Annotated in this window: 9 protein-coding genes; 6 read left to right on the top strand and 3 right to left on the bottom strand. The window is 63.4% G+C overall.

Annotated elements, in window-relative coordinates; translation table 11 throughout:
- The coding region (locus EN879_RS11825; protein WP_164774381.1) for a mercuric reductase at positions 1–1,059 on the top strand (1,059 nt) is incomplete at its 5' end.
- Between the two features lie 185 nt (positions 1,060–1,244).
- Here the strand turns inward: EN879_RS11825 and EN879_RS11815 are convergent.
- The 3 genes from EN879_RS11815 to EN879_RS11805 all read right to left on the bottom strand — a co-directional run bounded on the left by EN879_RS11815 (position 1,245) and on the right by EN879_RS11805 (position 4,538).
- Entirely contained in the window at positions 1,245–2,219 is a 975-nt protein-coding gene (locus EN879_RS11815) for a hypothetical protein (RefSeq protein ID WP_063169867.1), read from the bottom strand.
- A 212-nt stretch (positions 2,220–2,431) separates the two neighbouring features.
- On the bottom strand, positions 2,432–3,007 hold the full coding sequence (locus EN879_RS11810) for a DUF1349 domain-containing protein (RefSeq protein WP_063170443.1): 576 nt from the start codon (positions 3,005–3,007) through the stop codon (positions 2,432–2,434).
- 91 nt (positions 3,008–3,098) lie between these two features.
- Positions 3,099–4,538 (bottom strand): aldehyde dehydrogenase family protein, encoded by a 1,440-nt coding sequence (locus EN879_RS11805; protein WP_013528145.1) that lies wholly within the window; start codon positions 4,536–4,538, stop codon positions 3,099–3,101.
- Between the two features lie 269 nt (positions 4,539–4,807).
- Between EN879_RS11805 and EN879_RS11800 the strand changes: the two genes are divergently transcribed.
- From EN879_RS11800 to EN879_RS11780, 5 genes are all read left to right on the top strand, one after another.
- Positions 4,808–5,467, top strand: coding sequence for a TetR/AcrR family transcriptional regulator (locus EN879_RS11800; RefSeq protein ID WP_024501867.1), 660 nt, complete (start codon positions 4,808–4,810; stop codon positions 5,465–5,467).
- A 210-nt stretch (positions 5,468–5,677) separates the two neighbouring features.
- Entirely contained in the window at positions 5,678–8,089 is a 2,412-nt protein-coding gene (locus EN879_RS11795) for an FAD-dependent oxidoreductase (protein ID WP_063169866.1), read from the top strand.
- Positions 8,090–8,171: 82 nt separating this feature from the next.
- Complete coding sequence (locus EN879_RS11790) at positions 8,172–9,425, top strand: sarcosine oxidase subunit beta (protein WP_063169865.1); 1,254 nt, start codon at positions 8,172–8,174, stop codon at positions 9,423–9,425.
- A gap of 70 nt (positions 9,426–9,495) precedes the next feature.
- Complete coding sequence (locus EN879_RS11785; RefSeq protein ID WP_013528149.1) at positions 9,496–9,762, top strand: sarcosine oxidase subunit delta; 267 nt, start codon at positions 9,496–9,498, stop codon at positions 9,760–9,762.
- The coding region (locus tag EN879_RS11780; RefSeq protein ID WP_206520934.1) for a 2Fe-2S iron-sulfur cluster-binding protein at positions 9,759–10,318 on the top strand (560 nt) is incomplete at its 3' end. The genes EN879_RS11785 and EN879_RS11780, both read left to right, overlap by 4 nt.

The raw sequence follows: 10,318 nt of genomic DNA, 5'->3' as shown, positions 1-10,318 counted from the left end.
GTCGCCGGACAAACCTTGCGTTTCAGGAAGGCGCTGATCGCGACAGGCGCGCGCCCGAGGCTGCCGACGATTCCAGGCCTTGCCGAGGCCGGCTATCTCAGCAACGAGACCATGTTCGAGCTCACGGAGTGCCCGAAGCGGCTTCTGGTCATTGGCGGCGGACCGCTCGGCTGCGAGGCGGCGCAGGCCTTCTGCCTGCTCGGTGCCAAGGTCATCCTGGCGCAACGGGAACCGATGTTCCTGCCCGGCGAGGAACGCGACGCCGCCCAGATCCTTTCGGACGCGCTGGCGCGCGAAGGTGTCGAGGTTCGCCTCAACACCGAGGTGGTAGCGGTGCGAACGGAAGGCGGCAAGAAGCTCGCCGACCTGGTGTGCGACGACATCACGACAACGATTTCCGTCGACGAGATCATCACCGGCATCGGCCGATCGCCCAATGTCGACGGCCTCGACCTGGAAAACGCCGGGGTGGCATACGATGCCGACGGTATCAAGGTGGACGATTATCTCCGCACCACAAATCCGCACATCTATGCGGCGGGCGATGTCTGCCTCGCCTACAAATTCACCCACACCGCCGAGGCCACAGCTCGCATGGTCGTGCGCAATGCCCTGTTTCTCGGACGCAGGAAACTGAGCGAGCTGGTCATTCCGTGGTGCACCTACACCGATCCGGAGATCGCCCATGTCGGCCTCTATCCGGCGGAGGCGCGCCAGAACGGCATCCCGGTCAAGACTTATACGGTGCTGATGCACGATGTCGCCCGGGCGGTCATGGACGGCGAGGAGGAGGGTTTCGTCAAAATCCACGTCAGGGAAGGGTCCGACCGCATCCTGGGCGCCACGGTCGTCGCCAGCCATGCCGGTGAGATGATCAATGCGGTGTCGCTGGCCATCAAATCGGGCATGGGATTGCGTGCGCTGGCCGACGTCATCCATCCCTTCCCGACGCAGGCGCTAGGCATAAAGATGGCCGGCGACACCTATCGGCGGACAAGGCTCACCTCATCATGGAAGCATCTGGCTGGCCGCTGGTTGGCGTGGTCCAGGCGATGGTGACATTCCGGCAGCCTGCCGCAGCTGGTGCATCGGACATTCGGCGACGATGCGGCGCTTGACGAAAGCCTCGTCGACCATCTCGGATATCCGCCAAACGTCGGTGCCATCCAGAGGTTAGCCGGCTCTATATTTCCGCGGATCCTGCGGGCCCTGCCGACCGCGACTCCAATTTCGTGGCTGCCCTGTCAGAGTGCGTGCAGAAGTTCTTGCCGAATGGGCTCGAGATAGGTTTGCGGATGCAAGCGTCCCCAAACATGGTCGCGCTCGGTCAGATGCTTAACCTGCTCTATCCAGCGCCTTGGCGCATCGGGGTCCCTGACCTCATGCCAGTCGTCGACGACAATGACCGGCAGACCCTGATAGAGCGGGTCGAGCGGCGAGGTCTTGGTGACGACGATGCAGCCGAGATAGAACAGCTCCCATGTCCTATGGCAGTCCAGGCCGTTGCCTTCGGTGGACAGGACAAGCGGGTATTGCGAGTACAGTTGCCAGATCGAGCGCTGCGAGACGCGTTTCGCCAGGAAATCGACATGCGGACATCCGCGCAGGACATCAAGCAGTTCCCGGCGCTGTCTCGAGCCATTGCTGATGCTGAAATCAGAGAACAGTCTGGGCGGGCGGCGGTCCACATGATCCTGCCGGGCGCGTATGATTTCCAGTTGCTTCACAAGCCCTTCCGGCGTGGCGAAGGACCGAGGCGTGTGAAGATCGAGCCCGATCGGGAAAGGCTTGACCCTGGGGTGAGTGCCGTCACAATTCTGGCTGTACCAGGAGACCAGGAAGGGGTTGGCGAGAAGCTGGTCGACGGTGCCCTTCGCCAGATCAGACGGCACCGAAGCATCGCCATCGGTCGTCAGCAGCGTGAACGGTGCCGTGATCGTCGGCAACACGATCCTGACGAACGTGTCGAGATCACAGGTTTGCGCATCCCTGGACAAGGTGCTCAGACGCAGCCAGACGATGCCATGTGCGCCGCTGTAATGCTGGCGGAAAAATGCCTCGCTCTGTGTCGATGCGGTTGACGCGTTGCGATACCAGCGCGGCCCGGCGAAATCGCAGAAATGTCCGATCCCCTGCGACCACAGCACGGGCGGAACGCCAAGAAATCTCAGCGCCCTGGAATAGACGGCTCTTTTGACTGCCCTTCGCAACCTGCCCATGGGCAACTCCTAGCGCGGATGCCAATACCGTTGCAACGTGCTGCCCGACATATTCGCCTTGAGCGGAACAAAGGCCAAAAGTTTCCCCGCAATACCCCTTCCGGCTCCGGAGAACCCAACTTACGACAGGCGCAGCCGCCGGCGAGGCTCGATCTACAGACTTGATTATGACAAAGGTCGAAGGGCTTGCGGTCGGCGCAAGGCCGCACGTCTCAATCGTGCAATTCCCGCGATATCGGCGGCCCCACCGAAAAGCCGGAGAATGTGACCTCGAAGCCCTCGCGTTGCGGCGAACAGCACATCATGCCGACATCGACCGTCCTGGAGATCGGAAAGTAGGCGAGCCGCACAGGCTTCCAGTGGCCGTCGGAAGCATCGAGATACTGGACACGGATCGTTTCGGCGTGACGGGTCAGCCGGATCCTGACGCCGCCCGGACCGGCATGAATGGCGACCAGCGACCAGTCTGACGTGTCGTTGGTGACCACGACGGAGAAATAGGCAAGGCCGTCGGTGTACTCGATACCGGCCTTGATCCAATGGGTTTCGCTGAGCCGGACCATCAGCCCCGCCTGATCATAAAGCACCTCGTAGTCGCCTTTGACGGTGACCTCGGCGGTGAAATCGCCTTCGACGGGCCGGTGCAGGAAGTGGCCATTGTCGCGCCAGAAACCGTAGAAGGTCTCGCGCCAGAAATCGGTCTCCTTGCCGGTGCGCACACGAACGCTGTCGCCGTCGATAGAATGGTGCGGCGGCGGGTTAAGCCAGGTCAGGTCCTGCACTGTCATCCTTCGCGCCGCTCCAATCCAGATGTGCATGGCGGGGTTGCCGGCGTGGTCGGCAGTGACCGATCAGCCCGGCTGATCGGTCGACGGCTGATCAGCCCGCGAATGTGTAGGCCGTCTTCACCGTGGTGTAGAACTCCGCCGCATAGTGGCCCTGCTCGCGCGGCCCATAGCTCGAACCCTTGCGGCCGCCGAAGGGAACATGGAAATCGACACCCGCCGTCGGCAGGTTGACCATCACCATGCCGGCCTCCGAATTGCGCTTGAAGTGCGTGGCATGCTTGAGGCTCGAAGTGCAGATGCCGGAGGTCAAGCCAAAGGGCGTGTCATTGGCGACGGAAAGCGCCTCGTCATAGTCCTTGACGCGAATGACGCTGGCGACAGGCCCGAAAATCTCCTCGCGCGAACTGCGCATGGCGTTGGTCGCCTCGGTCAGCAACGCCGGCTGCAGGTAGAAGCCCGGCGTCTTGCGGTCGAGCCGCTCGCCACCGAAGGCGAGCGTGGCACCTTCCCTGACGCCGATGGCGATATAGTCCTCGTCCTGCTTCAGCTGCGTCGCGTCGACGACAGGACCGATCTGGGTCTGCGCGTCGAGCGCATCGCCGATGACCAGTTTGCTCATGCGATCCTTGAGGGCGTCGACGAAGCGGTCGTGAATGCCGTCAGCCACAATCAGCCTGGACGAGGCGGTGCAACGCTGGCCGGTCGAGAAGAAGGCACCATTGAGCGCGCAATCGACGGCGATCGCGAGGTCGGCATCGTCGAGCACGACCAGCGGGTTCTTGCCGCCCATTTCAAGCTGGAACTTGCGCATGTGTTCGATGCTTGCCGCAGCGACGCGCTTGCCGGTGCCGACCGAGCCGGTGAAGCTGATGGCGTTGACATCGGGACTGTCGAGCATCGCCTGACCGACGACCGAGCCCTTGCCCATGACGAGATTGAGCACGCCCTTCGGCAGGCCGGCGCGATGCAGGATGTCGACGATGGTCCAGGCGCTCTCGGGAACCAGTTCCGCAGGCTTGAAGACGACGGTGTTGCCGTGTGTCAGCGCCGGGGCGATCTTCCAGGCCGGAATAGCGATCGGAAAATTCCACGGCGTGATGATGCCGACCACGCCGACCGCCTCGCGCGTCATCTCGACGCCGACGCCCGGCCGCACGCTCGGCACGACCTCTCCGGTCAAACGCAACGTTTCGCCGGCAAAGAAGTCGAATATCTGGGCGGCGCGAATTGTCTCGCCGATGCCTTCGGCCAGCGTCTTGCCTTCCTCTCGCGCCAGATTGCGGCCGATCTCGTCCTTGCGCGCCAGAATCTCGTCGGAGGCCTTTTTCAACACCGCGTGACGCGCCAGCGGACCGGAGCGGGACCAAGCCGGGAACGCTGCCTTGGCCGCAGCGATCGCCTGCTGGGCCTGTTCGACACCCGCCGAGGCATAGTCGCCGACGACGTCGCCGGTATCCGAGGGGTTGATGTTGCGCGAACCGGCATCGCCGACCCACTCGCCATCGATGAGGTTCTTTCGAAACAGCGTCATATCGTATGTTCCTGCTTGTTGGCCGCGCGGGCATCTGTCTGAACTGGTATTTGCCAGACAATTGCCTCGCGGGAAAGCAAACAGTGAACCGCCAGCCGCGACAAAAATCCCCGTGCCTGCGCCGCGCGGATGGCGGGCGACGACGATTCCCCATCGAGCCTCGATGCAGCCAACCTCCATCGTGCATCAATCCGCTTGGGCCGATTCATCCTGTACACTTATGTCCATAGCCTTGATTTGCCTGAGGCAGCATGTCATGCGTCGTGTCGATGGCAGCTCTCGAAACGACGATTCAGCGCGCCGGCGCCACCGGCAACATCAAGGCCACTCGCGAAGACTGGCTGAAGCTTGCGCTTGAAACGTTGATCTCTGACGGAGTCGAACGCGTCCGCGTGCTGACGCTTGGCCAGAAGCTCGATGTGTCGCGCTCCAGCTTCTACTGGTATTTCAAGAGCCGGCAGGATCTGCTCGATCAGTTGCTGGACTACTGGCGGCAGACGAATACCAAATTCATCGTGGAACGCGCCAGGCGGCCTTCCGCCACCGTCATACGCGGGGTGATGAGCATTTTCGAATGCTGGGTGGACGAAAGGCTGTTCGACCCCCAGCTGGATTTCGCGATCAGGGCCTGGGCCCGTCGCTCGCCCGCCATCAGGCGCGCCTTAGACGAGGCCGACGAGGAGCGTGTCAACGCCATACGCGACATGTTCATGCGTCACGGCTACGACGAGGAGGATGCCTTCGTGCGGGCCCGCGTGCTGTATTTCATGCAGATCGGCTATTACTCGCTTGAGCTCAACGAGCCGATGAGCAGCCGCCTGCCTCACGTCGCCGGTTATCTGCGCAGCTTCACCGGCCAGGAGCCTCCGGCGGAGGATGTCGAGGACTTCTCGCGCTATGTCGAGAAGACGCTTTCGCGCAATCGATAGTACGGGCCGCTCGGCCGCCGCGGCCTGACGATTTCGCGTCGTGCATCGGCCCAATAGCAAGCACGGTTGCTGCCGACAGCAGCAGAGGAGCCCTCTGCCGTATCGGCGCAGAGCGGCGCACGGGCGCTCATTCCGCTGTCCGCCAACCTCTAGACACATATGTACAATACCGATAGGGTACGCCACACTGGCTGGGTGGAGTGCGACAGGATGAAATCCCAATATCGGGCGATCGTCATCGGCGGCGGCGTGGTTGGAGCCTCGGTGCTCTATCACCTGGCGAAGTTCGGCTGGAGCGACGTCGCGCTGATCGAACGCGAGGTGCTGACCGCAGGGTCGAGTTGGCATGCGGCCGGCGGGTTCCATGCGCTGAACGCCGATCCCAACATCGCCGCCCTGCAGGCCTACACGATCGACCTGCTCTCCGAGGTCGAGAAAGAATCGGGCCAGAGCATCGGCATGCACATGACCGGTGGCATCTCGGTCGCCTCCGCGCCGGAGCGCTGGGAATGGTTGAAAGCGTCATACCGCATCTTCCAGACCATGGGCATCGACGATGTCCACCTGGTCGGAGTCGATGAGATCAAGCAGCGCTGCCCGATTCTCAACACCGATGGCATGCTGGGTGGACTCTATGCCGCGCGCGAAGGCCATATCGATCCCTCGGGCGTCGTGCACGCCTATGCCAAGGCAGCCAGGCTGCGCGGCGCCGATATCATCGAGCACAACCGCGTGCTGGCACTCAACCGCCGCGCGGACGGCGGCTGGGACGTAGTCACCGAGAAGGGCACGGTCATTGCCGAACACGTCGTCAATGCCGGCGGGCTGTGGGCCAAGCAGGTCGGCCGGATGGCCGGCATCGACCTGCCGGTGTCGCCGATGGAGCACCATTATCTCGTCACCGAGGCGCTGCCCGAAATCCAGGCGCTGGACAAGGAATTGCCGCTGATCGTCGATCTCGAAGGCTTCACCTACATGCGCCAGGAACAGAAGGGCCTGCTGCTCGGCATCTACGAGATCAACCACAAGCACTGGAACATGGATGGGGCGCCGTGGGATTACGGCATTGAACTGATCCAGGAAGACACCGACCGCATCGCCGACGAGTTGGCCCTCGGCTTCAGCCGATACCCCTGCCTGGAGAATGCCGGCATCAAGCGCTGGGTGAACGGCGCCTTCACCTTCTCGCCGGACGGCAATCCGCTGGTCGGCCCGGTGCGCGGGGTTCCCAACTACTGGGTGGCGTGCGGCGTCATGGCCGGTTTCCTGCAAGGCGGCGGGGTCGGCAAGTCGCTTGCCGAATGGATGATCCATGGCGAGCCGGAAGCCGATGTCTACGGCATGGACATCGCCCGCTATGGCGATTTCGCCTCCAACCGCGAATACATCAGGCAGACCACCGGGCAGTTCTATTCGCGCCGCTTTGTCATGAGCTATCCCAACGAGCAGTTGCCGGCGGGGCGGCCCTTGAAGACAGCCGGCGCGCATGACGCGATGGATGCCGCCGGCGCGCGCTGGGGCAATTCATGGGGCATGGAAGTGCCGCTCTATTTCGCGCCGCATGGCTTCGTCGAGACACCGACGCTGAAGCGCTCCAACGCCTTCGACATCGTCGCACAGGAGTGCCGCAAGGTGCGCGAGGGCGTCGGTCTGCTCGATATCACTGCCTTCTCACGCTACGAAATCGCCGGGCCGCAGGCGGAAGCTTGGCTCGACCGGCTGCTTGCCTGTGCGCTGCCCAATCCGGGTCGCGCCAAGCTCGCGCCTATGCTCGGCGAAAACGGCAAGCTCAAGGGCGACCTCACCGTCTTCAACTGGGGCGATGGCTCCTGGTGGATCATGGGATCCTACTATCTGCGGCAGTGGCATATGCGCTGGTTCGAGCAGCATATGAGCGACGGCGTCACCGTCCGCGACATTTCAGACGCGGTCGTCGGTTTCTCGCTGGCTGGTCCCAATGCGCGAATGTTGCTTGAGCGCCTCACACATCAGGACGTTTCGCACGAGGCCTTTGGCTTTCTAGCCTGCAAGACATTGGATGTCGGGCTGGTGCGGGCCAAGGTCGGACGGCTCTCGGTCATCGGCGAACTCGGCTACGAGATCCATTGCCAGGCCAATGAGCACGCGGGCCTGCGCCGCGCTCTGCTGACGGCAGGCAAGTATCTGGGCGTCACCGAATACGGCTTCAGCGCGGTCAATTCGCTGCGGCTCGAAAAGAGCTTTGGTATCTGGTCGCGCGAGTTCACGCAGGACTATACGCCCGATGAGACCGGGATGGACCGCTGGATCGCTTTCGACAAGGGCGATTTCATCGGCCGCGAGGCGGCCCGGAAGGAGCTGAAGGCTTCATCGAGGCGCACGCTGGTGACGCTCGAAATCGACGCGGCGGACGCCGATGCCAGCGGTTACGAGCCGGTCTGGTATAGAGGCAAGCTTGCTGGCTTCGTCACCTCGGGCGGCTACGGCCATACGGTCGGCAAGAGCCTCGCCATGGCGCTGGTCGAGCGCGAAGTGGCTGATATCGATACGCAGTTGACAACCCACATCGTCGGCGTCGAAAGAGGTGCGCGCGTCATCGCCTCGTCGCCATACGATCCACTGGGCAAGGCGATGCGGGCATGACCGATCGAACCGGTGACGTCGGTGCGGAAGACCATGCGATGATCCACGTTTCTTTCCGAAAATCAGGCCGGTCCGGCACGTCATGACCACACGCTATTCCGCCTTTTCGCTGTTCAAGGAGGGCCTGGCCGGCCAAACCGGCTGGCAACCGGCGTGGCGCTCGCCCGAGCCGAAACTGTCCTATGATGCGATCGTCATCGGTGGCGGCGGCCATGGGCTGGCAACGGCCTATTACCTGGCCAAGAACCACAACATCACCAGGGTAGCGGTGCTGGAAAAAGGCTGGATCGGCGGCGGCAACACCGGCCGCAACACCACCGTGGTGCGCTCCAACTACTATTATCCGGAGAGCGTCGAGCTATACGGGCTGGCGCACCGGCTCTATGAGGGATTGTCGAAAGAGCTCAACTACAACGTCATGCTGTCGCAACGCGGCATGGTCAATCTCTGCCACTCGACCGGCGAGATGGAGATCGGCGCCCGCACCGTCAACGCCATGCAGATCAACGGCATCAATGCAGAGCTGTTTTCGCCTGACGATGTGCGCCGGGTGGCGCCGATCTACAATTTTTCACCGGACGCACGCTTCCCGGTGTTCGGCGGTATCTGGCAAGGCAGGGCCGGAACGGCACGCCATGATGCGGTCGCCTGGGGCTATGCGCGGGCCGCAAGCCGACTCGGCGTCGACATCATCCAGAACTGCGAGATCACCGATTTCATCATCGAGGGCGGCCGCTGCCGTGGCGTCCAGACCTCGCGTGGCGCGATCCGTGCCGAGCGTATCGGCATGGCGGTGGCCGGGCATTCTTCGGTGCTGGCGGCCAAGGCCGGCTTCCGCCTGCCGATCAATTCCTATGCGCTGCAGGCCTGCGTGTCCGAACCGGTCAAGCCGATCCTCGACACGGTGGTGCTGTCGCCCGGCTGCGGCGTCTATGTCAGCCAGTCGGACAAGGGCGAGATCGTCATCGGCGGCGGGCTCGACCGCATCCCCTCCTACGCGCAGCGCGGCAATCTGCCGACGCTGGAGGGGGTGATCGCCGGCCTTTTGGAGATGTTCCCGATCTTCGGCCAGCTCAAGCTGATGCGGCAATGGGCTGGGATCGTCGATGTCGTGCCGGACTCCTCGCCGATCATCGGCCCCTCGCCGCTGCCCGGCCTGTTCCTCAATTGCGGCTGGGGCACGGGCGGCTTCAAGGCCATTCCCGCAGGCGGCACGCTGCTGGCGAACCTGCTGGCGACTGGCGAACACAACCACATCAGCCGTCCGTTCGACCTTGATCGCTTCGCCAGCGGGCGGCTGATCGACGAAGCGGCCGGCTCCGGCATCGCGCACTGATGCATGTCGCCCAAAAGTACGCAGCGGTTTGGGGAGAACGACATGCATAAAGACGAAGATTGAGGATTTTATGCAGCTTTTCCCTTGCCCATTCTGCGGCCCGCGCGACGAAACCGAATTCCACTATGGCGGCGATGCCGGAAATGCGCGGCCGGATGGCGCCGATGTGCCGATCGATCGCTGGGCTGATTACCTCTATCTGCGCACCAATCCGAAAGGCACGGCGCGCGAAATCTGGGTTCACATGAACTGCGGCGAGTTCTTCGTCATGGAGCGCGACACCGTCACCCACAAGGTGCTGTCCTCGGCCGCACTCGGCGGGGAGCACGTCGCGTGACCGCCTCGCGCCTTGCCACCGGCGGCAGCGCCATCGACCGCTCGCGCCCGATACGCTTCAGCTTCGACGGCACCACCGTGCAAGGCTTTGCCGGCGACACCATCGCCTCGGCGCTGCTGGCGGGTGACGTCGCGGTCGTCGGCCGCAGCTTCAAATACCACCGGCCGCGCGGCATATGGGGCGCCGGCGTCGAGGAGCCAAATGCGCTGGTCGATCTCGGCGGCACGCGGGCGACGCCGAACACCCGCGCCACGACCGAGCCGGTGCGCGACGGACTGGTGGCGAAAAGCGTCAACGCCACGCCCAGCGCACTGGCCGACCGCAACGCCTTCCTGGACCGTTTTGCGCGCTTCATCCCGGCCGCGTTCTACTACAAGACCTTCATGTGGCCGGACTGGCACAGGTTCGAGCCGCGCATCCGCGCCATGGCGGGGCTGGGCACAGTCGACGCCGACTGGACCTCGCCCGGCATGGCCGACCAGATCAACCATCATTGCGATGTGCTGGTTGTAGGCGCGGGACCGGCCGGGCTGGCGGCGGCCGGGCTGGCGTCCGG

The organism is Mesorhizobium sp. M7A.F.Ca.AU.002.02.1.1 (assembly GCF_003998535.1).
In the GTDB taxonomy this organism is placed as follows: Bacteria; Pseudomonadota; Alphaproteobacteria; order Rhizobiales; family Rhizobiaceae; genus Mesorhizobium; species Mesorhizobium ciceri.
The sequence above is the reverse complement of the archived record's forward strand: the minus strand, read 5'-3'. Positions and strand labels throughout refer to the sequence as shown.